The organism is Psychrosphaera sp. (assembly GCF_982872775.1).
Window position 1 is genome coordinate 1 of sequence record NZ_CEYNSH010000005.1, and the last position, 25,286, is coordinate 25,286.

Consider the following 25,286-nt stretch of genomic DNA (forward strand, 5'->3'; position numbering starts at 1 on the left):
CAGCAAGTTGTAAAATTTTATTTTCGGCTTTAACCCGCTTCGAAATATCAAAGTTAATTCCAATCATTTTATTTCCATAAATCCGCCCATCACCTTGAATGTGCCTTATATTTCCGGAGTTAAGTACCACTCTAAACTCGGCGTGAAACTCGTCGTTATTTGAGACGGCTTCTTCAAGCTTATCCACGACTTCACTATAATCATCCGGATGCACTGTACTTGCCCATGAGGAATAATCACCCGTAAATTTGCCTTTAGGCACTCCATACAACTTGAACATCCAATCATCCCAAATCAACTCATTGGTCTCAAGGTTCCATTCCCACACACCGATATGAGCAGCGTTTGCAGCCATGGCCAAACGATGACTTAGCTTTTCTAACTCTATTTTGGCATCGCGAAGTTCAGTAATATCTTCTGACAAACCAAGAAGGTATTTGGGCTCTCCATTATTGTCCTTTACCGCTACTTTTCGGGTACGTAAATATCGGGTTTGACCGTTGATAGTCATAGGTTGTTCATCTAATAAAATCGTATCGTCTGACAACAGTACTTCGCGGTCTGCTTCGACAAAAACCTCAGCTTCCTCTTTTGCAAATAAGTCATAGTCATTTAACCCAATTAGTTCTTCTCTTGATTTGCCTAATAGAGCTTCGCCCGATTTGTTTATGTGACTAAATGACAAGTCACTCGCTTCTTTTACAAATAACATGATAGGTAAGGCGTCAAAGGCAGTTTGCATAAAGGCGTCTTGGTTTTTGATGTCGGTTAAGTCTCGAATAGTACCCACAAATGCGCTGCCTTGATCGCTCGCCACAGGACTAACTGTTAAAGCTATAGGAAAGACCTCTCCAGTTTTTTTTAACCCTTTCAAGACCCTGCTTTTTCCAGTCACTTTAGTTGTACCTGTTAAGATACTATTGGCTACATATTTATCGTGATGCGCCGCGTATTTCTCAGGCATAAGTATTTTTACATTTTGCCCAATTAACGTGTCTTTTTCATGGCCAAACATCTCAAATGTAGCGGGGTTTGCGAACTCTATAATTCCTTCATGGTTTATTGAAATCACTGAATCTTGGACCGTATGTAAGACTGTTTTTAGCCTTGCTGACAACAAGGTCCTTGCCCTCAGCTCTATACTGCCGATCAATAAAAGACTAAGTAACAGAAGCATAACCAATATAGTTGGCGCCAGGTGGTTGTGTTGCTCGCCCGTAAGGTAGGTGGTAGTTGATATCTCGAACACCATCATGGACATCATCCCAATATAATGCATTCCAGAAATCGCCGAGCCCATCACTAATGCAGCCAATAAATTGAATCGAACGGAGTTATTATTTGTTGCTAACCTAATGTCATTAATCTTAAGTGCTACCCCTGATAAAATCACAGCGACTATAACAGAAGCGCCGAATAATATAGGTTGATACGCCATTTGTGCCGGCATGATCATCGCCATCATACCAACGTAATGCATCGTGCCGATGCCAGCTCCCATCAATAAACTACGAAACCAAATACTTTTAAAGCCACCTAGATCTGGCGATATAACAATAAAGCTAGCAAGAATACTGGGGATAACCGAAATGATGGTAATCAATATATTGTAGCTAACAGGAATAGGTAGTCGATACGCAAGCATCCCAATAAAATGCATCGCCCAAATACCCGCTCCCAAAAAACAGGCCGACAAGAGCGTCCATAACCTTTTTTCTTCTTTAAGCTGGCTACCGTTTACCCGAGCAGAAAGCATAAAAGAAATATAAGACGCGAACACAGCTGTTAATACAGATGCAATAACCATCCAGGCATCATATTCGGCCCTTATCAATGGTAGCTTCAGTAGCTCCTCGGTAACGAAATGTAAATGCAACTGATTAATCAAATGTAGCCTCTTGTCATGTTTCGAAAAACCTCCAGTCCAACCAAATATAGTTCAAGAAAGTGGGTTTATCGCATTTGGTCAGAAACTTAGGTTTAAAACTTTTCTAAGTTGCTCAATGACTAGTCTCTTTTCACCGCCATTTGTCGCGAACACGGTTAAAGGTAAGAGCTGTTTGTGTTAAACTCCGCCGGTTTTGTAATTCGCAAAAGACCTAAAGGAATATTTGACTTAGTCTTGTTTATTTTTAAACAGGGCCTTTAGGCCTGCGAGCAGTAAATAATTTAGAGGACAGCAGTAATGCAACAATCTGTGCAAATTCAGCCAGCAGAGGCTTATCAAGCGCCACGCTTCCAAAGTTATCAACACAGGCAAATTGATAAAATCGACCAGTTGCAACAACTGCCGGATCACCTTCGATTTGAGATGCGTGTCGTTGCAAGCGTATTCCCTTTTCGAGTAAACCAATTTGTTATCGAAAACTTAATTGATTGGGATAAAGTCCCTAATGATCCGGTTTTCCAATTAACATTCCCACAGCGTGGTATGTTAGATGATGAATCTTACGAGCAAATGGCAGAGCTATTGCGTCAAGATCCAACTCCTGAAGAAATTCACGAAAAAGCACAACAAGTCCGCTTAAAACTGAATCCACATCCTGCGGGTCAGATGGACAAAAACGTGCCAAAAATTGATGGTGTGCCACTAGATGGTATGCAGCACAAGTATAAAGAAACCGTTTTGTTCTTCCCTGCACAGGGTCAGTACTGTCACTCATATTGTACGTTCTGTTTCCGTTGGGCGCAGTTTGTTGGTAAGGCAACTCGTTTTAATAACAACGATGCGGATGAGCTTCACCAGTATTTGCGTGAACACAAAGAAGTAACGGACTTACTTGTAACGGGCGGCGACCCTATGGTTATGCGTACGCAAAAGCTAGCAAACTACTTAGAAGAGCTCGTAAAGCCTGAGTATGACCACATTCGCACGATTCGTATTGGTACAAAATCATTAACGTTTTGGCCATACCGTTACGTGACAGATAACGATGCGCAAGAGCTATTAGACTTACTTGCTAAGTTAGTAAAAGCGGGCAAGCACGTGTCTATCATGGCACACATTAACCACATTCAAGAGTTACGCATGGATGTTACCCGTGATGCGATCGCTCGTATTCGTGCCACTGGCGCACAAATTCGTACTCAAGCACCACTGCTTAACAACATCAACGTTGATGCGGACATGTGGGCCGACATGTGGAAGCTGCAAACTCAGCTAGGCATGATTCCATACTACATGTTCATCGAACGTGATACGGGTGCCAAACGTTACTTCGAATTACCATTGTACAAAACGTGGGAAATTTTCCGCGAAGCTTATAAACAAGTTTCGGGTGTAAGCCGAACAGTACGTGGTCCGTCAATGAGTGCCGGCCCTGGTAAAGTAGAAGTGTCTGGTGTATCAGAAATCAACGGCGAAAAAGTCTTTGTTTTGCGTTTCATTCAAGCCCGTAATCCTGATTGGGTTCAGCGTCCATTCTTTGCAAAATACGACGAAGAGGCGACTTGGTTGGACGACTTAAAACCAGCCTTCGGTGAAGAGAAGTTCTTCTGGGAAGACGAATACAACGCAATGTAAGTAGCGATGTAAACCGCGATGTAAAAAGTCAAAAAAGGCCACTAACGATTCGTAAGTGGCCTTTTTTTTATGGACTTTTTTATTTAAGACGAATATTGCACACAAATAAGAAACGACTGGTATCAATCAGTCGTGTTTTTATTAAGCTAACTTAGCCTCAACATGAACGAATTCAATCTCAAAAGGCAAACTTTGCAATACTGCTTTTGTCACACCTAGCTGATTAGCAACACCTTCTAATTCAACCAGTGTGATTTTCTTTATTGGGTGCTTATTTGGGTCCACCCCATTCATCGCCATTTGACTCAAAGCACTTTGCATTGGTGAAAGGCTCGGACTATACGCACAGTTTTCAGCATAACGACCAATAAAACGACGCCCATCTATTGTCATGATTTCACAGGCACTCAAGTTTTTACTGTATGGTGCATAGGACGTTTCAATTGCAGTTTGCAACTGCTTACTTACCTTGCTTTTGTCAGGAAACGAAAGAGCGGTTCTGGTCGCGTCAAACAGCATATCTTTAATACCCAGAGTTTCTGGAGAGAAAGGCTCAGGTAAAAGCTGGTCTAAATTACACGGCGTACCGGCAACCTGAATCGGAATTTGTCGAGCGTCTCTAATTTCATTAATGAATTGACGGCAAAAACCACAAGGCGCAGCGTTTATTGTTAATCCGGTTATTGCAGACTCGCCGTGTTGCCATGCGTTATTAATGGCCGCCTGTTCGGCGTGGACCACTAGACTCAAGGCTTGGTTTTGAAACTCTAGATTGGAACCAAAATACAAATTAGCCACAGGCTCATTACATGGATGGTCAAAAGAAGAGGAAGACTGCAACACACCTTGTGCAATGGTGCCGGCTTTAAATTGAGAAATTGGCGCGATGGCGAACATTTCGCAAATCGGCAGTAACTGGTCCTTTAGTTCTGCAAATGATAAAGAATGCTTTGTTAACAACGAGCTAACTTGCTCGGCTTTTAACATACCGCCTTGAAGAGCGATTAACTCAAAAAGATCATGTAGCTCACAGCTACCAATTTGATAAGAACTCATAAGAGAAAGTCTATTGCTTAAGGCACGGCACTATAATGAAATGTCCCACCAAAATCAATCTTTCAAATTAACTACCTAAGGCAAATTGCACGATTAACACGCCGACATACAAGGAAAGCACCTACCGATTCGTAACATATCGTTCTCCGTAAATCTTAATAAACAAGCTATAGCCTCAATATGCATATAAATATTGGAGAAGAACTTGCCCCGTCATGAAAAATCATGACCAATTCATCAACTATTTATCGGCGTATTCGCAGCGTTTGCCCAACTTTCATTGTGGTAAAAACATCACTCGACAGGTTTGCTGCTTTTAACGCTTCTGATAAATCCTCGACCGGACGTATTGGCGCTTCAGCCGTTAACCCAAATGTCCCCCAATGCATGCCAATTGAATATTTTGCCTTGATGTCTTGATGAATTTGAACCGCTTCTGCCGGGTTTACGTGTTGTGCTTTCATAAAGCTTCGAGGCTCATAAGCACCAATTGGAATCAACGCCATATCGATATCAAATGCCTCCCCAATTTGCTTAAAATCTTGATTGTTGTATCCGGTATCACCGGCAAACCAAATTCGTTTGCCATTTATTTCGATAAGCCAACTTGCCCACAGTGTTTTGTTGCGATCAAACAAACCACGTGCAGACCAATGCTGCGAAGGCAACGCCGTGAGGCGAATGTTGCGTTGTTTGGCATCATTACTTGTCAGCTGGATATCCTGCCACCAGTCCAGTTCACTGACCTTTTCACCAATAATGCCCTCATTTTCAAACCACTTTCCTAGCCCCAATGGCACCGCGTAATAAGGTTTGTTGCCTAATAAATTAATACTCTTTTCGTCCAAATGATCATAATGATTGTGACTTATGACAACCGCATCTATGTTTGGCAAAAACTCATGGATTTTTTCATAGTCAATAACATGAGGGATATAACGCTTTGGTCCTGCAAAACTTACCGGTGATGCTCTGTCTGAAAAAATAGGGTCAGTAATGACGACTGCCTTTCCTACTCTAATAATAAATGTTGAATGGCCCAACCAAGTTACTTCTATTTCGTCGTTACGAGGAGTGTCGGCAAATCGCTTAAAAGGTTGAATAGGAATAGTTTTAGCCAGCGCTGCATGATCCGCCCATTCGATGTCACCAAAAAAACGAACTCGTAAAAACTTAAATAAACTTTTATCGATAGGCCCCAAATGTGGGTTTTGAAATCCCGAGTCAGTGTGGTGTAAAGGCGCTGCGCTAGTTTTGTTCTCGCTATTCCTCTTACTTGTATAAGAGAGAGCTTCATTTGCGTCGATATTGCTAAAGCCGGTGTTTTTTGAATCGTCATCTTTAGAATTACACCCGCTAAGAACAAAACAAAAAATCAAACTCATTACTATCAATCGTAATGCGGAATCGGGTTTATTAATCGTCAAAATCACTGTCTCGCTTACTGTTTTTTTCGTCTTTTTGGTTGGAATTATTACGATCTGCTGAAGAATTGGGTTTAAACAACTTTGCTAACCATACAAACATAATGATGAGCGTAGCGACCAAAGGAGACATAAGAATGGCAAGCAATGTCCAAAAGCGTCTGTTTAAGTTTAGGTAAACCGCGAGTTTATAAACAATGATGACACCGATCACATACAAGAGAATGATAAAAGGCATTTAACTCTCCAAGTTGCCATTTGCAATTAGCCACAATAGCCTATTGCATAGCTTGAGTCACATGAAATACTTATTTACAAAACAGACAACTACATACGTATTCAAGAAATTAACTTTCGAAGTTTTTAAATCACGGGCCTACCCTTATTAGCTCACTTTTTAGTAAATATTTCTCAATAAACCAAATAAGAAAAATATTTACCTAAAATGTGAAATTTAGAGTCATGACTAACATGACCACAACAAATATAGATATCACAGGAAATAATAAAAATGAAAATAGGCACCTTTAGACAAGGCTTGGCCGCTCTGGCCTTGTTACTTGTCTCACACTCCTCACAAGCAGACGTCATTCTGCATGCGTTTAATTGGCAGTACAGTGAAGTAGCTTCAAAAGCTCAAGAAATTGCCAATTTGGGTTATAAAAAAGTATTAGTTTCGCCAGCTTATAAATCATCCGGCAATGAGTGGTGGGCTCGATACCAACCGCAAGACATTCGAGTTATTGATAACCCTCTTGGCAACAAACAAGATTTTCAAGCAATGATCAACGCGTTAAATGCTCGTGGTGTCGATGTTTATGCCGACATTGTGTTTAACCACAAAGCCAACGAGTCGTGGAAACGCTCTGATTTAAATTATCCGGGCACAGATGTCCTCAATGAATACGCGAGTAACTCTAGCTATTTTGCCAACCAAACCTTATTCGGCGATATATCTGACAACTACTTAGGAGCAGGAGACTTCCACGCACCTGGCTGTATTCAAGATTACAATAATCGAGGTGAAGTTCAGTACTACAGACTGTGCGGTGGCAATGGCGATACAGGTTTACCTGATTTAGATCCAAACAACTGGGTTGTGCAGCAGCAAAAAAATTACCTTCAAGCACTTAAAAACATGGGAGTAAAAGGCTTCCGTGTGGATGCCGCTAAACACATGACGGCGTATCATTTAAATGCCGTTTTTGACTCGAACATTAAAAGTGGTATGCATATCATCGGAGAAATCATTACCTCTGGTGGTGCCGGTGAGAGCGGCTACGACACATTTTTAGCGCCTTATTTAAATGAAACGGATCACGCTGCGTACGACTTCCCTCTTTTTGCCCAAATCCGTGCCGCATTAGGTTTTGGTGGCTCGATGAATAACCTTGTTGACCCAGGTGCTTATGGTCAAGCCTTACCGGGTAGTCGTGCTCTTACCTTCTCCGTCACACATGATATTCCTCTGAATGATGGCTTTAGATATCAGATCATGGACCCGACGGATGAATACTTAGCTAATGCTTACGTGTTAGGCCGTGATGGTGGTACGCCGATGATGTATAGCGATCATAACGAGAGTAATGATGGTGGTCGCTGGCAAAACCTTTACAAGCGCGCTGATGTCGTCAATATGATTGAATTCCACAATGGCGTTCAGGGCCAGGGTATGCAGATCATGGCAAATAGCGACTGTTATTTATTGTTTAACCGAGGATACAAAGGGGTCGTTGGTATCAATAAGTGCGGAACGACACAGGAAGTCTGGGTTGATACCAGCCGTCACGGTTTGTATTGGTATCGCACTTATAGAGACACTCTAAACAGCAGCAATACCAATTATATTTCATCGACTTGGCACAAATTCGTGATAGCACCCCGTACCGCACATATGTGGTTAATGGAGTAGCCATCTCAATTGCTTACTCATTTGAGCTTATTGACTGTTCCAGATAGCCTGACCCAAATGCATTTGTGGGATCAGGGTCTGATAAGCCAAACCAGGGGCATCCGAATTTAAGAACATGACAAAGGCGTTATTACTATCAGGGTAAACCATAGTAATAGCGCTTACACCTTTATCCCCGCCGGTATGAATCAATACGCGCTCTTTATTCTCAACATTGAGCAACAATTCCCAACCTAAACCAAAGCCTCGCTTTTCACTAAAGCCCTCATAGTTTGAGTCAGCCATGTAATTGCTAATCATTAATTCAAACAGTGCAGGTTGGCGTGTTTTCCACGTTAATACGTACTCCACAAACGAGGCATAATCATCGATAGTTGTATATAAATTATCCGCCGCACTTGCTTGTGGCAGGTGCTCGACATCAAGCCATTCACCTTTACTATCGTGTGGATAGGCATACTGCGATTTATCTCGAACGTTTTTCCATATTAGCGTTGACGAATTCATTCCCGCTGGTTTAAAAACATATTGTTGAACTAAATCTTCATAGCTTTGGCCCATTTTTGCTACGAGTGCTTTTTGCAAGTATTCAAACCCTTCACCTGAATAATTAAAGCCAGAGCCCGGTGAAAATTGAAAAGATAACGCTTTGTCTTCAGCTTGGTAACGCCAATTGTGGAAGCCAGTTTGGTGAGTCAGAACTAAAAAAGGCGTAAGCTTTTGGTGTCGCTCGTCTTGTGCGATGTCTGGATCAACCCAATAGTGGTGAAGTGGTTCGTGAAGGTCGAGTAGGTTTTTCTCTACAAGTGCCATCACCAACAGTGTCATTGTCGGCTTTGCTAAAGAAGCAACATTATAAATTGATTTTGAACTCACTTTATTTTCCGCACTATTGGAGTCGACTCGACTATCTAAAACTCCTGAGGTTACAACACATCGCTGCTTCGAATACTTTCCATCCTTCTCCTCAATGCTGATTTTGGCCAATGCAACAGAGGGTAACTTCGCTTTTTCTACCCACTCTAGTGAAGGGCACTTTAGAGTGGCAGCTGAAGCATTCGGCTCTCCTTGAGATGAGGGAGGAATTGGCGTTGAAGTTGTTTCTGATACTTGAACCTTACTCGATGGCCCAATAGCTTTTACTGGTGTGCTTGCCAATATTACAACGATACTGATGAGTCCCACGGCAAACCCTCTTTGTAAAAACAAGCCTTTGCCACTCCAGTTTAAACGGTGATTTGTCACTGTTATATCCTTTAAACTTTTATTAATTCGTATCTAAGTGGCTGATTAAATGAGAAAGGTTTAAATGCTTCTATTCAACAAAGAGAATGCGGTTCGATGAAGCAAAACAATATTGTAAATTCATCTGTACAACCCAAATAAATCACGTGTCGCTATTTTCCTTAAAAACAAGAAAACTTAGAGCTTTTACTTTAAAATAAGGTTGTTTTATTACTACGGTGTTAATATGAAAAAGCTTGCGTTTCAATGGTATGCAATATTAGAAGGTTGTTTTTTAGTCGCCTTGGGGATCTTTTTCCTGCAGTCTTCTGAATTGCTTGTAAGTGGTACTGCGGGTCTATCGGCCCTTATGAACCGCCATTTTGAAATGACTTTTGGTACTTGGTTCTTCCTTATTAACTTACCCTTTTTCTATTTATCCATTAAACAAATGGGTCGGACATTTACGGTTCGCAGTTTTTTGTGTATTGGGTTGGTGTCGTTATTATCCGACGCTTTGACCTTATTAATCAGTATTGAAACGATTCCAACTTGGCTTGCATCATTTATTGGTGGTGGACTGATTGGTGTCGGTTTGTTGCTGTTATTTCGCCACAAAACATCGTTAGGCGGCGTAAACATATTGGCTTTATATCTAGAAAAGCGTTACCACATTCACTCAGGTAAAGTGATTTTGGGAATAGACTGCTTAGTATTATTAGCGGCTCTGCAAAGCTACCCAATCGAAAAAGTTGCTTACTCACTCATAGGTTTTGTCGTGCTAAGCTCAGTGCTTGGTCGCTACCACAAAAAAGCGCCGGTTGAACAACACGCGCCGAAACCAGATCGCGGCCGCTCCAAGTTTAGCCGCATCAAATGGTCCTTTAAAAAATAGCCATCAGAAGGCTTCTGCCAACAACAGTCGGGCTAAGGTTTCATTAATTAGATTGATAACACCCTGGCGTTCTTGGGCAGACATTACCTTTGCTGCAAATTAGTTTAGCGTCTTGCTCCAAGCTTCGTTGAACCCAATTAATGTTAAGTACTTTAGCGACGCTGGTTAAATCCTTTTTGATGTTTCTAATAGTGCCAATAGCACTCAGATCAAGGGTTGCTGGCTCGACCTGCACATCTAATTGGTCGGCTTGGCGACTCATAGGCACACTTCCGCCATTTTGCGCACACAGCTCTTTGAGTTGACCAGCCAAATCCTCGGCATCACGCCCTTGAGCTTGCAGTGCTGGATTCAAATCGATACCCGCACACAAAACGTGCGAGTTACCAGCCATATCTGTCACCTTTTTGGACTCACAACAATAAATACGTGACTCACCATTTACGTCCATAATCGATAGTTGGGCGGAAGAACCATCACCAGTCGCATTAAACATATTAAAGACTGCCCAATGTCGACATGGATCATCAACTTGCCTCATGTTTCCCCAAGGTAGCGGAATACCATTACCTCGATAAACGGCCTTTAACTTCCCAGGTGTGTAAGCATCAAAATAATGCCAATGTGGATAAGGCGATACGGCGGTCATCCGGCGCATGGCAACAGAGTCTGAAACATCAGCGGCCTGACTGACATTGATTTCGTATCCAAAACGGTCCAGAAGCTGTCGAAACGGGACTTTGGGGCATAATAAAGCGCCGGCAAAAAAGCTGGATTCAAAGTCTTGCCACGCATGCAAAATGTCTTGAGAATTCATGCCTTGATCACTGGGTCCTTCTGTTCTGACATCCACTTGATTTTTGGCAGGCATGCTCAAGCTACCAGAGCCTACACGTCCGGCAGCGCCACCGACACTATTCCCCACTAACGCACTGCCCGCCACCGATGTTCCACCTTGAATAGCATCGGCATTGGCACTGTTGTTGTGTAAAATTGAGCGGCCAATATACACAGCAAGTTCGTATTTTAACCGGCGTGGGAATTGTTTTAGCCTACGGTTTAGGTGAAGTATGTTTGGATACTCTAAATAAGAAGTAGCAACGTTCTTACTGGCGATTCCTAAGGTATCAACAACATCCTCAGGTGCGCTATCAAACCAATTAATCACCAGTCCTTGTTGTTTCACAATTAACAAAAGCTCGTCCAACGATAGTGGCATTCGCTTGAGGCCAACTTCTTCGGCAGCTCGCTCTAAATCTGGGAAGTGGTTTTGGTGATGTTCTTGGTGGGCCCGAATTAATAGATGAGCAAAGTCACGTCCCGAAGTACCCGTTTGATTGAGCAACTCTGGAATCGCAATCTGAAGAATATCGTTACTAAATAGGAAACTAGGTTCGAGTGGCATACCGTTGATGCCACCCCGGTTGCCTTTGTTGGGGGTAATAATGTCCTCATCTGATGGTTGATCGTCCAAGAACCAATCAATGTCTTTTTGAAACACGTCTGCGATGACGCTTAACATCTCAACACTAGGGACACGCTTGCCGCGTTCTATCATCGACAAATAAGAAACCGAAGGCGCATATTCAGCGTCGGTGCGAATACACCGAGTCGACAAGTCATCCATAGTCAGATTGTTGCGCTTGCGCAAATTACGAATTTTGGTGCCCAAAAAGTGCGACTTTCTAATTAAGCTCTTATTTGCCTTCAACGTGTTTCCTTTTTTCACTAACTGCTGACAGTTCAACCTAAACCTTAAACCAAGTTGTTGTGTAATTCACTGTGTAAAATTGATTTTTGTGAAATTTACACTGTGAAATTTTTATTGTGAAATTTTCAGAAAATTATTTGTATAGTCAATTCACCGCCAAACGAAGTAACAAAATCGGTTGGTGCAATGACCAAGCAAATAACAAATAGAGCATTGAACAGGACGACATCATGAGCACATCAAACTTAAACAAAGCCATGCTTACAGAACCAAACTATGAGTCAGAGCAGTACATGAGTGAAGTCGTGAGCATGTTCACTGAATTAGACGAGCAAACAAACCTTCAAGTGATGAGCTACTCAAAACAGTTCTTGGACTCTGTTTTTCCACTTGAACACGGTTCACACAAAAACGTTAAAAGTTACGTTGTTTACTATCGTCATTTATTGGCCTTTTTGGATGACGGTACGCAAACCGGTTTATTGCATCCAGAACAATTTGTGGCGCTGAGTGGCCATAAAGAAAATCCAAGTTCTATTGTTTTAAAAACAAATGGCTACCACGTAGAAGTACTATTTAATCCTTGTGGTACTCACGGCCGCAAGGACATAGCGAACATTGATGATATTCAAGTTGAAACCTTTGAGACTGCACAACACAATCGTCGTTGGTTTAGTTTGATCAAAAAAGATCGTCACTTCAAACTTGATGCAAATGGTCAGCCTCAATACGCATGTTTGAATGTGGCCAAAGAATTCACCAATAAAGATGGTGAAGACTACCAACTAAACTAATCAAGTGTTGATAATTTTGTGAGTTAGAACGATTGCAGTGAGAAAGCCAGTCTGCCCTTGAGCCCATGTCATGCTTGAGGTCAGGCTGGCTTTTTTATTTTGCCTAAATTTCTGATCAGCCACTTCTGTTTAGTCACCTCTGTTCAAAAAACCTATCCTCAAGCTTCACCGCAACTTCTGTTTTAGCCAGCTAGGTAATAATTATCAGACAAAAAAAACCAGAAGGTAAAATCACCGACTGGCTTTTGGTTGGGAAATCGTTTGTTGTCTATCTAGGGAGTAAAGTGGATTTCTAATTAAAACTTTTTTGGTTTCCTTGCCCGTCTTATCGCTAGCCCACCCATCATTAAAGCGAACAATGACCAGGTACCAGGCTCAGACACTGCTGCAGGTTGGGCGGCAATTGATGTCGGCTGATTTGGGCCACTTATGTTCAAAGCATTAGAAGAACTAGACGGCGGTGTATTAACCGGCGCTTGTGGATCAGGTTCAACCAGCCATTCTGGTAATGGGTCATCTGCGCCTTCTTTTACTAAAAATGCCGCAAAGTCACCACTCGCGCTATCCCTGTCCCGATTAAAATACTGATTACTGTCCGGCCTGACATATCCGCCCCAATCACTGCTTAGTACACTGCCTCGAGGTTCCTCTTTAAAACCAATCTGACGGACCAGGGCTTCGTTGTTATTTACAAGGTCAGCAGACTCTGTACTTTCAACATAAGCATAAATAAAACCGTATTCATTACCCGTATCTGCAAATCCTCCCCATGTAACACCCAATAATTCGACTAGGCTACGAAGTGGAGAGTAGGTACCTGGCGAAAAGTAGTCACCTGGTGTAAAACCAACATGACCTCGGATTAATTCATCCACTTCTGTTGATTTTGCAAAGCGCCAACCATCAAAAAGTCCGCCTTGACCAAACTGCCGTTCTATATCGTTGTAGCTATTTGCTTTAGTTTGGGAAGTATCGAGCCAAGAGAGATTACTTTCGCTGTCATAGGTATAACTGTCAAAGTCGATAAGCTCAGCAGTGCTTGACGCACTAAATATAAAAGAGGCACCGACTAACCCTTTTACAAGGTGTCGGAATGGTTTACTAACAGTCGATTTTGTCGTTTCCATTCTTAATCCAAGTGTACTTTTATAGCCAAGTTATCAAGACTCAGCATGTTATTGTTATTGACACAATTACTATCTCAGTGAGTACTTTATCAGCTTTAGTGTTACAAAATGATACAGTTGCACTGGTCGGCTTAGATTGCCTTTTGGATTAAATTTAATCAAGATCTTTTTGTTGTTTTCATCAAAAAAGCCAAGTTTTACGATAAAGACTTGGCTTTTTGATTGGTTTAAGAAAAATTAGTTACAGGATAGCTATAAACTGTATTTAGCCGAAAATTGCAGATACGTAGAATCAGCGTTTTGTTCTGCCATTTCAAAACTCCCCACTTCTACACCAACACTCAGTTTCGGTGTGTAATTGGTAAACACGTTCACACCCCAATGTGTTCGGTCCACATCAGTTTCGTCAGTGGTTATATTTCCTAAAAAAACATTTGATCGTGTTTGATCATTCCAAAAATGGCGGTAGGCCACCATATAACTTAAAGAAACCTCTGCTTCCTCTCCAACAATATCTTGCGCGGCCGCAACCCCGACATAACGCCCAGTGTTACCGGTGTGAATTTGAAAACGCACGTCATTTTTATCGGTTGTTTTTACTCGACCTGCGACAGACAAGCCAACGGCACTCTCGCTTTCATCAGTCGCACTTGTTAATTGTCTGAATAATCCAGCAAAAGAAACATTACCCCAGTCAGCTTTGTGAGTGTACTTGACGACTGCATCCGGCAAGTCATCTTCGGTAGGGTTGCCACCAAAGGACTCAGGGTTCTCTAAAGAAAGCTGCCATGCACCATTGGTATATCTAACTTGAGTGTTGCGAACAAACGCTTCGCCGACCATTGGGCCTGCAAAATCTGCAGTTTCGGCAAGTGCCGATGTATTCATAAATGTTGTCCATGTTTGGCCAACTAACACGTCTTTATATTTAAAAAATGCATGACGTAATCTAGGGTGTGAAGAATTTGAAATAATTTCATTACCACCACCGCCATAAAAGTCCATTTCGACAAAGGCAGTGATGTCATTGTTGGTATAAGTGGTATTAATTCTTGATTCATTGGCAAACATTTTAAATTGCGAGGCACTTTCTTCTAACACCGAGCCACTGCCAATCCAAAAGTCGCGATAGGCAATATCGCCGCTGACATATCGACCGTCGATTTTAACAAACCCACCAAACTTAATTGACTGATCTTTATCTAAATCAATAGTATAGGCCGCACCGGCAGACCCACTAACAATAGCAGAACTGGCTAGCAGTCCTATCAATCCCATGCGCAGTTGGCTTTTTGTGTTGTTTTCCATATTGCCTCTCCAAATTCGTAATCATTGACTGTCATAGTATGTTTACGCCTATCTAAAGTGACAATTAGCCATTGGTCTATTCGACTATAGTCTAATACCCATTTTTGCCTCTATATTGAACACTAAACAATAACAAAAATAAGTAAGTTTGAGGCAAGACAATGAACGCTAAAAGTTATGCAGTAACAGATTTTGATTACGAACAACAAGGAGCACTTACGTTCGAGCAATACCAAACAATGTATAAAGAATCGATTGATGATCCGAATACATTTTGGGCTGAACATGGACAACGTATAGATTGGATAAAGGCGTTCACCAAAGTAAAAAACACCTCTTACGACAAAGACAATTTATCTATCAAATGGTTTGAAGATGGGACATTAAATGTCAGTGCCAACTGTATTGACCGTCACCTCATCGAGCACGCTCAAGAGACAGCCATTATTTGGGAGGGTGATGACCCTAACAATGTTCAGCACATCTCATATCAAGAGCTGCACGATGAAGTCTGTAAACTCGCTAACGGTCTTAAAAAGCTAGGTGTTCAAAAAGGTGATCGTGTCATTATTTATATGCCTATGGTTCCGCAAGCCGCCTACACTATGTTGGCGTGTGCGCGAATAGGGGCGGTGCACTCTGTGGTTTTTGCTGGTTTTTCTCCTAATGCCATCGCTGACAGAATCATCGATTGCGGCGCCACCACTATCATCACCGCAGATGTTAATCGTCGTGGAGGTAAAGTACTACCGCTCAAACACAACGTCGATGAGGCGCTGGCACGTGAGGACGTCACAGAAGTTAAAAACACCATCGTTTTCAACAACTCTCAACCAAACAATACTCAACCTAAAACCTCCTTACCGGCTGGCCAAGTTTGGTGGGATGAACTAGTGAGCGATTGTGCACCGGTTTGCGTTCCACAAGAAATGAGCGCTGAAGATCCATTGTTCATCTTATATACGTCTGGCTCAACGGGTAAACCCAAAGGCTTAGTGCATACAAGTGGTGGTTACTTAGTTTGGGCGTCAATGACCCACGAGAAAATATTCAATTACAAACCAGGCGATGTTTATTGGTGTGCCGCCGATGTAGGCTGGATTACAGGTCATACTTATATCGTTTATGGACCATTGGCGAACCGCGCAACGACAGTCATGTTTGAAGGTGTGCCAACCTATCCAGATGAGCGTCGCATTGGCCAAATGATTGACCGTCACAAAGTAAATATTCTCTATACAGCACCAACCGCTATTCGCGCATTGATGGCAAAAGGTGATTTAGCCGCCAAAGACTCCACAAGAGACTCTTTACAAGTTTTAGGAACCGTTGGTGAACCAATCAACCCTGAAGCATGGCAGTGGTATTACGACAAAGTCGGCCAAGGTCGTTGTCAAATAATCGATACCTGGTGGCAAACGGAAACCGGTGGCGCCATGATCACTCCGCTGGCGGGTACAACAACATTAAAACCGGGCTCGGCGACATTACCTTTCTTTGGTGTTCAACCTGCCTTGGTTGATAGTGAAGGAAACGAGTTGGCGGGTGAAAACGAGGGTAATTTAATTATCAAAGACTCGTGGCCTGGCCAAGCACGAACCATTCATGGCAACCATCAACGTTTTATCGAAACCTATTTTTCTGCCTATGACAATGTCTATTTTACAGGTGATGGGTGTCGTCGAGATGAAGATGGTTATTATTGGATCACAGGTCGAGTAGACGATGTTCTAAATGTATCTGGTCACCGACTCGGAACAGCAGAAATAGAGAGCTCACTCGTTGCCCATGAAAAAATTGCAGAGGCTGCGGTGGTTGGCTATCCACACGATATCAAAGGTCAAGGCATTTACGTCTATGTTACCCCAATTGATGGTACTGTAATCACTGATGAGCTGACCAAATCAGTACGTGACTGGGTGCGTCAGGATTTGAGCCCCATTGCCACACCCGATTTGATTCAATGGGCACCGGGGTTACCCAAAACGCGCTCGGGTAAAATTATGCGCCGTATCTTGCGTAAAGTTGCGGCAAACGAATATGACCAACTCGGTGATACCTCAACTTTGGCTGACCCTAGCGTGGTTGACAACTTAATTGAAAACCGCCTAAATAGATAATCTCATTTAGGCATTTCGTTTAGGATTAAAAGACAGGGATATGGCACAGTTTTTAATTGCCGATGATCACCCGTTGTTTCGCGAGGCGCTGACAGGCGCCTTGCAACTTAACTTCAGTGATTTAACCATCGAAGAAGCGGACTCACTTGAGTCGACCATCCAACAAATCGAACAACACCCTGATCTTGATTTGGTCTTGCTGGATTTACATATGCCGGGCAGTGGTGATCTGTACGGTATTATTCGTATTCGTGAGGATTTTCCTGATTTACCCGTTGCGGTTATTTCGGGCTCAGAAGACATAGACGTTATCTCAAAAGTCATGGGTTATGGCGCAATGGGATTCATCCCCAAATCCACACGCAGCCAAGACATTGCCACTGCAATTAACACGATTTTAGAAGGCGATAACTGGCTACCTGACGGCATGGCCGACAAACTCAATCAACTCTCTAGCGAAGACATAGATTTAGCCAACCGAGTGGCTGAATTAACCCCGGCGCAATATAAGGTATTGGTGCTGTTACACGAGGGCTTGTTAAACAAACAGATCGCCTATGAACTCAATGTCACCGAAGCGACTATCAAAGCCCACATTACCGCTATTTTCCGCAAATTAGGTATTAATAGTCGTACTCAAGCGGTGTTGTTGGCCGAAAAACTCCAACTCGAAAGCTCAGCGTAAATTTACGCTCAAAGCGCTGCTAATCTACACACGTAGCTACACTCATACATATCTCTACGTATCATTAAACGCTTACCTATACCGTCTTCTTGGTAATAATGCTCTTGAGCCACGCTTTAAGTGACGCTGGTTTGAGAGGTTTGGCCATATAACGAACCCCTTGCGCATCGCATTGTGCTTTTAGCTCTTCATCTTGAATAGCCGTTACGAGTGCCGCAGGAATGTTGACCTGCCAATGACTGCGAATAGATTGTATAAGTTCGAGTCCGGTTATGTACGATGGATGAAGCTGATAATCCACAAGCAATACATCAGGTCTTCGTTTGCCTTGCCGCATTGGATTAGAGGCCAAGTAAGTGCTCACATCCTCTACACTATTAAAGCAGCTAACCTGGCACTGCCATTTTTCAAGAAGCGCCGTTGACGCCTCAAGGTTAGCCGATTCGTCATCGATACAGAAAATATTGAGCTGATTAAAGCCACCCGATTCTGCTTTGGCAAATTCGCTGGGCTGTTGCACCAAGCTATCAGAGCCTAGCTGCACGGTCACACCAAAACACGAGCCTCGCCCAGCAATAGATTTCATCTTTATTGGGCAGTTGAGCTGGTCACTCATCCGCTCGACCACACTCAAGCCAAGGCCTAATCCTTTGATACTGCCCGTGTGAGTACGATAAAAGTCATTAAAAATGAGTTGGTGTTCGCCTTGTGAAATTCCTTCTCCCGTGTCCCAAACTTCAATGCGAATTCCTTGGCCGGCTTTGCGAATAGCCAATAAAATTTTACCCGACTCTGTATATTTAACCGCATTAGACAGGAAGTTCTGTAAAATTCGGCGCAAATAAGTAGCATCACAATAGACCACCTGATCTTTCCAACGTTGAATAAACTCGATGCCCTTTGCCTCACACTGTACAGCGATTTCATTACACAATGGCTGTAACAAGGTGCTGAGTTTAAAATGACTAAATGTCGGGGTCAGTGCGCCCTGCTCTAACTTAGAGATCTCGAGCAAAGTGGATAACAAATCTTCCATTGAGTCTAGTGACTGCTCCACTTTACCTAAGGTTGTTTTATTTTTGGTGCCAAGCTCGTTGTCATCTAGTGAAGACAAATACAATCGTGCGGCGTTAAGAGGCTGTAAAACGTCGTGACTGGCAAGGGCCAAAAACCGAGTTTTGGAGGCGTTGGCTTGCTCGGCTTCTTGTTTAGCGAGTTTAAGGGCCTCGGTTATCTCACTGATCTCGTTAACACGTCGTTGAATTGTATCAGCTAAGTTGATGTTAGCGTCTTTGAGCGCGCGCTCGGTTTCGACAAACGCGGTAATATCGTTAAAACTCGTTACAAAACCACCGTTCGGCAGCGGATTCCCTACCATTTCGATAACTCGTCCATCACCGCGACGACGAATAAACGTATGACTTTGACTGTTTTTAAGATGAGATAGCCGTTTTGCCACCAGCTCTTCGACTTCGCCATGACCGCACTCACCACGCTCAGCATTAAAGCGGATCAATTCACTTATCGGTTTACCAACCTGAACCATACCCTCTGGATAATTAAACAGTTCCAAATAGCGCTTGTTCCACGCGACTAAATTGAGATCACGGTCAACGACACTGACGCCCTGATTTAAGTTTTCGAGGGAACTAAATAGAATTGCCTGATTGTTTTTGAGGGCCTGGGTCGTATCGTCGAAAAAGTTAACGACGTCCTCAACGTCTAGTTGTTTTCCTGATAAAACAATATTGACCAACGACTGGGCCGACGATGCGCCAAGTACACCGCCAAGCATCCGCTCGCAATAAGTCACAAAGTCATGTGTCAGCTCGTCTTCATCACCAAGCTCTTGTCCCACTTCATCTTCGTAATCGACAAAAAGTTGTTCGCAGCGTTCGTCGCCTAAAAATGTCATTAACAGATCTTTAAGATCTTTTACTTTGGCTTGGCTATTAACCAGCTTTTGGCCCGAAACCGACACTTTTAAATTAGGATGTACAAACGCTGTCGCTTGGATTTTGTCAATTAAACGTTCGCGCGCAATCACTGAAAATCCATAGTACGCCAAGGTGTTCGCCAACAGGGATATCATCACACCGTGGCTGATGATTTGACTGTTATTCGTTACGTCGGTATTTGACGCAAGAGGCAACAACAAAAACATCAACCAAGTCAAAAAACCAAATAACAACCCAGCGTACACACCATTAGCGTGACCTTTTCGCCAATAAAGCGCGCCGATAATGGCCGGTAATAACTGAATAATTAACGAAAACGCAATGAGTCCGATATTGTGTAAAGAGTGTTGTTTAGCACTGACGTAATAATACGCAAAGGATAAAAATAATATCGCGCCGATGGTTACTTGGCGCAACTGAACGATACGATGTTGGTATTCACCTTTGGCTAAAATACTTTGGCGCTGGCGTTTGAGTAACAAAGGTAAAAATACATCATTGGTGATCATCGTACTCAATGTCAGTGTCGCGACAATGATCATGGCACTCGCTGCCGATATTCCACCAATAAAAACTAATAAGGTTGCCCACTGGGAATCTAATAAAATAGGCAACTGCATGATATAAATTTCTTTATCGACAGCGCCTTGCAAAAAGGTCACGCCAGCAGATGAAATTGGAATAATAGCCAAGACAAATATCAACAAGTAAACGGGAAACAACCAACGCGCTACTGATAAGTTACGTTCGTTGGAGTTGTCCACTACCATGACGTGAAACTGCCTTGGTAAACACAAAAACGCGGCAGCAGCCATAAACGTCTGTACCAGAAAATCTTGTGACAAAAACGTTGACCATTGCCATACAGAGTCCTGGTTAGAGCTAGAAAGGGCATCGGCTAGCGAGCCGGCTGAAACAGGATTAGATGTACCAAAGATATCGCTAAAGGTAACGGGTGTCGTCGCCAATGCATAACCGTGTTCGACGCCCCAAGTCAATAAATATACCGCAATGGTGGCGGATACAACCAAACCAACTAGTTTAAACAATGACTCAAACGCAATCGCAAAAATAAGACCTGACCGATACTCGGTCACGTCAGCTTTGCGAGCACCATACAAAATTGCAAAAAAGGCGATGAACAAGGTAGCAATAAAGGCCGACGTCGAGGGGTTGTTGGTCATATTGCCTTCGGCCGCAGACTCAAAAGTAAACGCCCCAAAGCTGGCATTAATGGCCTTAAGTTGCAGTGCTATGTAAGGGATCGTGGCTAACGTGGCGATAACCGTAACAATTAACGCCGTTTGTTGACGTTTGCCGTAGCGAGAGGAAATAAAATCGGCTATCGACGTGACGTTTTGTTTTTTGCTGACACTGACCAGTTTTTGTAACACCGGAAAGCCAAACATAAACAACAAAATCGGTCCCAGTAGAATCGATAAAAATTGCCAACCATCGGTTGAGGCAGTTCCTACTGCGCCAAAATAAGTCCAGCTCGTACAATAAATCCCCAAGGCCAAGCTGTAAGTAATAGGGTGACGTGTGACTTTTTGTGCAAGCACACTGCCTCGGTCGCCCCAGCGAGCAACAAAAAATATCGAACTGACATATACGATTGAGGCGATGATGATTGCAAACGTCATGTTACTTCCCTGCTTTAAAAACGATAGACATCATAATAATCACTATACGCTACACCAACACGTCGCCCAACACCAAGGGCTGTGGCTGTTGATTTTGCAGTTGAGATACCAAAACCAAATACAACTCCGCTGTTGCAATCGCATCTGCCAGCGCGTTATGAGCAAAGTGGCTAGGCAAGCCAAACCGTTCTCGCAAATTTGTCAGGGTTAGGTCCTCAGCTTGGTAAGCGAGATGATTTGCTTTGAACCATTTGACCGCAAGCATCAAAGTATCAACCATGGGTACTTCTAACTTTACTTTGTAAATAGACTGGCAGGCATAACGCAAAAACGACTGTTCCATCGGGTGATAATGGACCAACATGACTTTGCCTTTTAGTGCCAAAAAGAGTCGGTCTAACGCCATTTCGATGGCCGCACCCCGCGCCGCTTCTGAGTCTGTTATTTGATGAATACAGACGTTTTTGGGATCGAGTTGTTGGTCAACTGCAATCACCTGATCAAAACTTTGCTGCATGACAATTTCTTGGCCGATGATATCTACTGCGCCGATACTGAGGAGCCGATCGTGTTTTGGATCAAAGCCTGTTGTTTCAAAATCGGTCGCTAATAAACGTAAATCGCTCAAGGGTGTATCGAGCGAGGGTGTCTCTGTTGTGAGTAGCGCCCGCAACGAGCCCGACCACTGTGCTTGATTTTGTTCAGAGAATCGATACCCTTGCCCGGGCTGAAAATAGCCACTCTGTCCTTGTAAGTCAGATATCAAATGTTGGATTGCTGTTAACATCGTATTTGCCATGCCTTAATAAACCACTTGCCGAGCGTCCTGAAGCTGTTTGATGACTTTAAAGACGTCTTTTAAATGCTTTCTTTCAAGCCTCGAAATCGCCTTAGGTGCAATAAAGTTGGACGGTGTCTCGCCCGCATTGACCTGTTGGAGTTGATGCTCGAGTCGCAACTGAAACACAAACTCAAAGGACGCGGTCAGACTCCTGCCTGCGCTTTTACTCAAGACCTTGGTGCCCGTACAAGCCTCTAGACGGTCTAATGTTGAAACCGAATCATTGCCAAGACTCAAAGCGTAAATTCTTGCCAGTGCAACAATTTGCGCAATCGCGTTGTGTTTAAGGTCGAGCTTTGATTTGTTTTCACCCGAGGGGATCAAAATAAAGTCTCTAAAAAAGCCCAATGGTGGCCTCTGTGAGACGGCATTACGGCTCAAATGCGCCAAAAATAACGTGCTGCGTTGGGTCTTTTGTAAAAACTCGTGTTTTAAATTATTGAGTAACTCAGGATTACCGTACACAGTATCCAAATCAAAAAAGATGTCGCAGTGCATTAACGACTTCGGCTTAGGTTGTTCAATCCAATCATTAAAATAGTCATGCCAAACACTCATCGGCTGACACCATTTGGGGTTGCTGGCCATCACATCGCCAGGACAATAAACAAAACCACAGGCATTGAGTCCGTCACAAACGTATTGGCTTAATTTGTAAAAATAGTCTTGGGTGTCTTGGGCAGTCTGAGTGCTTTGGCTGTTTTCAGCGCTACAGTGAGTGTCGTCATAAATAAGCGCATTGTCTTGGTCAGCTCCAACAAACTGTTCGTTACGGGCCAGTGAACCTGCGCATAACCAAGCATAATCACAAGGTGCGGGACCAAGTTTTTGCTCACCAAACTGTACCAGCCTGACCGAAATCGCTTTGACGATTGCACTGATGCTTTTCGCGATAACAACCGCACTCATGCCGAGTTTGGTTAAGTTAAATTGTAAGTTTGGTAACAGTTGAGCGATATCAACGAGCGCTTCTAATGTCGGTGCTTTTTTGATGCGGCCGCTCATGTGCAATGGGTTGTGACCCTCACGGAGCATCAAATCGGTCAAAGTCAGCATGCCCCACCGCTGCTCGTTGCGAACAACGGGCAAATGGTGAATGCCTTTTTCAATCATCATCATTAAAGCATCAAAACAGCTCTCTTTGGCACCGATAGTGATCATGTTTTTGGTCATGATGTCCTTGCCTAACTGTTCAAAAGACAGCCCTTCTGCCACGCATCGACTGCGTATATCACGGTCGGTCACGATTCCGCTTGGTAAACCCGCCTCATTAGTTAACAACAAACTGGAGTGACCCAGTTCTGTCATCTGTTGGGCAATAGTTTGAATCGTCGAGTTATGGGGTAAGGTGGCAATTGGAAACTCGGCACAATCTTCTACTCGCATCGAGTGCAAAAACGAGGTTGCGGTGCGTTGTAATTCGGAATCGGTTACCGCCACACGCAATTGTTCACCGGGATGTTCAAACCAAAAAGACAGTAAGCTGGTTTGGTCTTTCAAAAGACCATTAAGTTGGGGCACCGACCAGTAATACAAAAGCGCGTCTTCTGATACAGTAAACAGGCTGCCCTGCTGCGCCTCTACACCAAAAGACTCGCCTTCAGCGTAGTGCTCGTCAGCTTTGACTATTTTACCTTTTTTGACCACATAAACGCGGTCATCGACCAGCGTGTTGCCTTCAGCAAAGTAACCTATCCGCATGCCACTTATAACGCGCGCAAGTTGCTCATCAGATAAACGATCAAAAGGAGGCAAACTCTGAACGAATTGGCGGTGCTCGGTCAACTCGGCATTCATTGGCTTGGCTCCATTTGTCAGTATAGATGTGTCTAAAATACGCCATCCGACAGAGATTCCTAGCCCTATTAGACCAAAGTCTAATACTTGTTAATTTACCGTCAGTGCGCCCGGCTGCCTCTCGCACAAAGCCATAAATACTAGGCCTCAGGCCTTTACCCTGTTTTTAGTTCAAGTACCACCTGAGTTCGTTAGACTAAAGTTTAATACCTACACAAATTTCACCTTGCTAGTTTAGTTTCAGTCATTTGTATATTGATTGAATTGATAGCAGTCGCGAACTGGGCCAGTTGATGTACAAATTTTACTCTTGCTAACAAAAATAATGTTGGAGCGCGTCGTGGAAAATGTAGAAAGTAAAACATCATACTGGCAGGAAAACCTGCGATTGATATTTATCTGCCTCGCCATATGGTTTGTCGTGTCATATGGATTTGGGGTGTTATTAGTAGAACCTCTTAATGAGTTTCGTTTAGGTGGTTACAAGTTGGGCTTTTGGTTTGCTCAGCAAGGGTCGATTTATACCTTTGTCGGTTTGATCTTCTGGTACACCGCGCAAATGAACAAGCTCGATAAAAAATACAATGTGGAGGACGAATAATGGAAGAATTAAAACTCTATACCTACATTGCCGTATTCGGCTCTTTTGCGTTGTATTTTGCCATCGCTTGGTGGGCTCGAGCAGGCTCGACGAGTGACTTTTATGTTGCAGGTGGCGGTGTCACACCGGTTCAAAATGGGATGGCGATTGGTGCCGACTGGATGAGTGCGGCCTCGTTTATCTCGATGGCAGGCTTGATTGCTTTCTTAGGATATGGCGGTTCAGTCTTTTTAATGGGTTGGACCGGTGGTTATGTTCTCTTAGCCATGTTACTAGCGCCTTACATGCGCAAACACGGTAAGTTTACCGTTCCTGAGTTTATTGCTGACAGATACTATTCCAAAACAGCCCGTATTGTTGCAGTTGTCTGTTTGATTGTCGCATCATTGACTTACATCATTGGTCAAATGAAAGGTGTCGGGGTCGCGTTTTCTCGTTTCTTAGAAGTCGATTATGACCTCGGATTGTACATAGGTATGGCAGTTGTTTGGGTTTATGCGGTTCTTGGTGGAATGAAAGGCATCACATATACGCAAATCGCTCAATACTGTGTGCTTATATTCGCATACACCATTCCGGCGGTATTCATTTCGTTACAACTTACTGGCAACCCAATCCCGCAATTAGGCTTAGGTAGTACGTTGGCTGATGGCAGTGGCGTGTACCT

19 protein-coding genes are annotated in these 25,286 nt (G+C 43.2%); 8 read left to right on the forward strand and 11 right to left on the reverse strand.

Annotated features, from left to right (window positions below):
• Positions 1 to 1,888, reverse strand: a 1,888-nt coding sequence (locus tag AC4E96_RS02495) for an MHYT domain-containing protein (RefSeq protein WP_490254805.1), incomplete at its 3' end; no start/stop codon positions are given.
• A 297-nt stretch (positions 1,889 to 2,185) separates the two neighbouring features.
• Between AC4E96_RS02495 and AC4E96_RS02500 the strand changes: the two genes are divergently transcribed.
• Positions 2,186 to 3,523 carry a KamA family radical SAM protein gene (locus AC4E96_RS02500; RefSeq protein ID WP_490254806.1) on the forward strand — a complete coding sequence of 446 codons (1,338 nt, stop codon included), beginning with the start codon at positions 2,186 to 2,188 and terminating at the stop codon, positions 3,521 to 3,523.
• A gap of 141 nt (positions 3,524 to 3,664) precedes the next feature.
• Here AC4E96_RS02500 and cdd read toward each other — a convergent pair whose 3' ends face one another.
• From cdd to AC4E96_RS02515, 3 genes are all read right to left on the reverse strand, one after another.
• Complete coding sequence (cdd, locus tag AC4E96_RS02505) at positions 3,665 to 4,579, reverse strand: cytidine deaminase (RefSeq protein ID WP_490254807.1); 915 nt, start codon at positions 4,577 to 4,579, stop codon at positions 3,665 to 3,667.
• Positions 4,580 to 4,824: 245 nt separating this feature from the next.
• Entirely contained in the window at positions 4,825 to 5,964 is a 1,140-nt protein-coding gene (locus tag AC4E96_RS02510; RefSeq protein WP_490254808.1) for an MBL fold metallo-hydrolase, read from the reverse strand.
• Positions 5,965 to 5,995: 31 nt separating this feature from the next.
• Positions 5,996 to 6,241: a hypothetical protein gene (locus AC4E96_RS02515; protein WP_490254809.1), complete on the reverse strand. Its 246-nt coding sequence runs from the start codon at positions 6,239 to 6,241 to the stop codon at positions 5,996 to 5,998.
• Between the two features lie 273 nt (positions 6,242 to 6,514).
• On the opposite strand from AC4E96_RS02515, the gene AC4E96_RS02520 reads away from it, so the two are divergent.
• Positions 6,515 to 7,915, forward strand: a complete 1,401-nt coding sequence (locus tag AC4E96_RS02520; protein ID WP_490254810.1) for an alpha-amylase family protein — start codon at positions 6,515 to 6,517, stop codon at positions 7,913 to 7,915.
• Positions 7,916 to 7,942: 27 nt separating this feature from the next.
• Here the strand turns inward: AC4E96_RS02520 and AC4E96_RS02525 are convergent, their stop codons facing one another.
• Positions 7,943 to 9,160 carry a serine hydrolase domain-containing protein gene (locus tag AC4E96_RS02525; RefSeq protein ID WP_490254811.1) on the reverse strand — a complete coding sequence of 406 codons (1,218 nt, stop codon included), beginning with the start codon at positions 9,158 to 9,160 and terminating at the stop codon, positions 7,943 to 7,945.
• Between the two features lie 226 nt (positions 9,161 to 9,386).
• On the opposite strand from AC4E96_RS02525, the gene AC4E96_RS02530 reads away from it, so the two are divergent.
• Complete coding sequence (locus AC4E96_RS02530) at positions 9,387 to 10,034, forward strand: YitT family protein (RefSeq protein WP_488031730.1); 648 nt, start codon at positions 9,387 to 9,389, stop codon at positions 10,032 to 10,034.
• Between the two features lie 43 nt (positions 10,035 to 10,077).
• On the opposite strand, the gene AC4E96_RS02535 is transcribed toward AC4E96_RS02530, so the two are convergent.
• Positions 10,078 to 11,745 carry a DUF3612 domain-containing protein gene (locus AC4E96_RS02535; protein WP_490254812.1) on the reverse strand — a complete coding sequence of 556 codons (1,668 nt, stop codon included), beginning with the start codon at positions 11,743 to 11,745 and terminating at the stop codon, positions 10,078 to 10,080.
• A 230-nt stretch (positions 11,746 to 11,975) separates the two neighbouring features.
• Between AC4E96_RS02535 and AC4E96_RS02540 the strand changes: the two genes are divergently transcribed.
• Complete coding sequence (locus AC4E96_RS02540) at positions 11,976 to 12,539, forward strand: aldolase/citrate lyase/malate synthase family protein (protein WP_490254813.1); 564 nt, start codon at positions 11,976 to 11,978, stop codon at positions 12,537 to 12,539.
• A 296-nt stretch (positions 12,540 to 12,835) separates the two neighbouring features.
• Here the strand turns inward: AC4E96_RS02540 and AC4E96_RS02545 are convergent, their stop codons facing one another.
• Positions 12,836 to 13,666 carry a hypothetical protein gene (locus AC4E96_RS02545; protein ID WP_490254814.1) on the reverse strand — a complete coding sequence of 277 codons (831 nt, stop codon included), beginning with the start codon at positions 13,664 to 13,666 and terminating at the stop codon, positions 12,836 to 12,838.
• 252 nt (positions 13,667 to 13,918) lie between these two features.
• The gene (locus tag AC4E96_RS02550; RefSeq protein WP_490254815.1) at positions 13,919 to 14,974 is read right to left on the reverse strand and encodes a DcaP family trimeric outer membrane transporter; all 1,056 of its coding nucleotides are present in this window, start codon (positions 14,972 to 14,974) and stop codon (positions 13,919 to 13,921) included.
• 239 nt (positions 14,975 to 15,213) lie between these two features.
• Between AC4E96_RS02550 and acs the strand changes: the two genes are divergently transcribed.
• Together acs and AC4E96_RS02560 are read left to right on the forward strand one after the other, a co-directional pair.
• Entirely contained in the window at positions 15,214 to 17,094 is a 1,881-nt protein-coding gene (gene acs, locus AC4E96_RS02555; protein WP_490254856.1) for an acetate--CoA ligase, read from the forward strand.
• A gap of 40 nt (positions 17,095 to 17,134) precedes the next feature.
• Positions 17,135 to 17,779, forward strand: coding sequence for a response regulator (locus AC4E96_RS02560; RefSeq protein WP_488031735.1), 645 nt, complete (start codon positions 17,135 to 17,137; stop codon positions 17,777 to 17,779).
• 76 nt (positions 17,780 to 17,855) lie between these two features.
• On the opposite strand, the gene AC4E96_RS02565 is transcribed toward AC4E96_RS02560, so the two are convergent.
• From AC4E96_RS02565 to AC4E96_RS02575, 3 genes are read right to left on the reverse strand one after another with little or no spacing between them, the layout of a single operon-like run.
• The gene (locus AC4E96_RS02565) at positions 17,856 to 21,380 is read right to left on the reverse strand and encodes a PAS domain-containing hybrid sensor histidine kinase/response regulator (protein ID WP_490254816.1); all 3,525 of its coding nucleotides are present in this window, start codon (positions 21,378 to 21,380) and stop codon (positions 17,856 to 17,858) included.
• A gap of 49 nt (positions 21,381 to 21,429) precedes the next feature.
• Positions 21,430 to 22,167, reverse strand: a complete 738-nt coding sequence (locus AC4E96_RS02570; protein WP_490254817.1) for an exonuclease domain-containing protein — start codon at positions 22,165 to 22,167, stop codon at positions 21,430 to 21,432.
• Between the two features lie 15 nt (positions 22,168 to 22,182).
• Complete coding sequence (locus AC4E96_RS02575; protein WP_490254818.1) at positions 22,183 to 24,018, reverse strand: putative nucleotidyltransferase substrate binding domain-containing protein; 1,836 nt, start codon at positions 24,016 to 24,018, stop codon at positions 22,183 to 22,185.
• 340 nt (positions 24,019 to 24,358) lie between these two features.
• Between AC4E96_RS02575 and AC4E96_RS02580 the strand changes: the two genes are divergently transcribed.
• Both AC4E96_RS02580 and AC4E96_RS02585 read left to right on the forward strand, forming a co-directional pair.
• Entirely contained in the window at positions 24,359 to 24,619 is a 261-nt protein-coding gene (locus tag AC4E96_RS02580) for a DUF4212 domain-containing protein (RefSeq protein WP_488031739.1), read from the forward strand.
• On the forward strand, positions 24,619 to 25,286 hold a 668-nt coding region (locus tag AC4E96_RS02585; protein WP_490254819.1), incomplete at its 3' end, for a VC_2705 family sodium/solute symporter. The genes AC4E96_RS02580 and AC4E96_RS02585, both read left to right, overlap by 1 nt.

Excerpts from the sequence above, each read along its gene's own strand:
- AC4E96_RS02565 (WP_490254816.1), bottom strand. The coding sequence starts at position 21,380 with ATGACGTTTGCAATCATCATCGCCTCAATCGTATATGTCAGTTCGATA.
- AC4E96_RS02550 (WP_490254815.1), bottom strand. The coding sequence starts at position 14,974 with ATGGAAAACAACACAAAAAGCCAACTGCGCATGGGATTGATAGGACTG.
- AC4E96_RS02560 (WP_488031735.1), top strand. The coding sequence starts at position 17,135 with ATGGCACAGTTTTTAATTGCCGATGATCACCCGTTGTTTCGCGAGGCG.
- AC4E96_RS02500 (WP_490254806.1), top strand. The coding sequence starts at position 2,186 with ATGCAACAATCTGTGCAAATTCAGCCAGCAGAGGCTTATCAAGCGCCA.
- acs (WP_490254856.1), top strand. The coding sequence starts at position 15,214 with ATGTATAAAGAATCGATTGATGATCCGAATACATTTTGGGCTGAACAT.
- AC4E96_RS02575 (WP_490254818.1), bottom strand. The coding sequence starts at position 24,018 with ATGAATGCCGAGTTGACCGAGCACCGCCAATTCGTTCAGAGTTTGCCT.
- AC4E96_RS02515 (WP_490254809.1), bottom strand. The coding sequence starts at position 6,241 with ATGCCTTTTATCATTCTCTTGTATGTGATCGGTGTCATCATTGTTTAT.
- AC4E96_RS02530 (WP_488031730.1), top strand. The coding sequence starts at position 9,387 with ATGAAAAAGCTTGCGTTTCAATGGTATGCAATATTAGAAGGTTGTTTT.
- AC4E96_RS02540 (WP_490254813.1), top strand. The coding sequence starts at position 11,976 with ATGAGCACATCAAACTTAAACAAAGCCATGCTTACAGAACCAAACTAT.
- AC4E96_RS02545 (WP_490254814.1), bottom strand. The coding sequence starts at position 13,666 with ATGGAAACGACAAAATCGACTGTTAGTAAACCATTCCGACACCTTGTA.
- cdd (WP_490254807.1), bottom strand. The coding sequence starts at position 4,579 with ATGAGTTCTTATCAAATTGGTAGCTGTGAGCTACATGATCTTTTTGAG.
- AC4E96_RS02510 (WP_490254808.1), bottom strand. The coding sequence starts at position 5,964 with ATGAGTTTGATTTTTTGTTTTGTTCTTAGCGGGTGTAATTCTAAAGAT.
- AC4E96_RS02570 (WP_490254817.1), bottom strand. The coding sequence starts at position 22,167 with ATGTTAACAGCAATCCAACATTTGATATCTGACTTACAAGGACAGAGT.
- AC4E96_RS02520 (WP_490254810.1), top strand. The coding sequence starts at position 6,515 with ATGAAAATAGGCACCTTTAGACAAGGCTTGGCCGCTCTGGCCTTGTTA.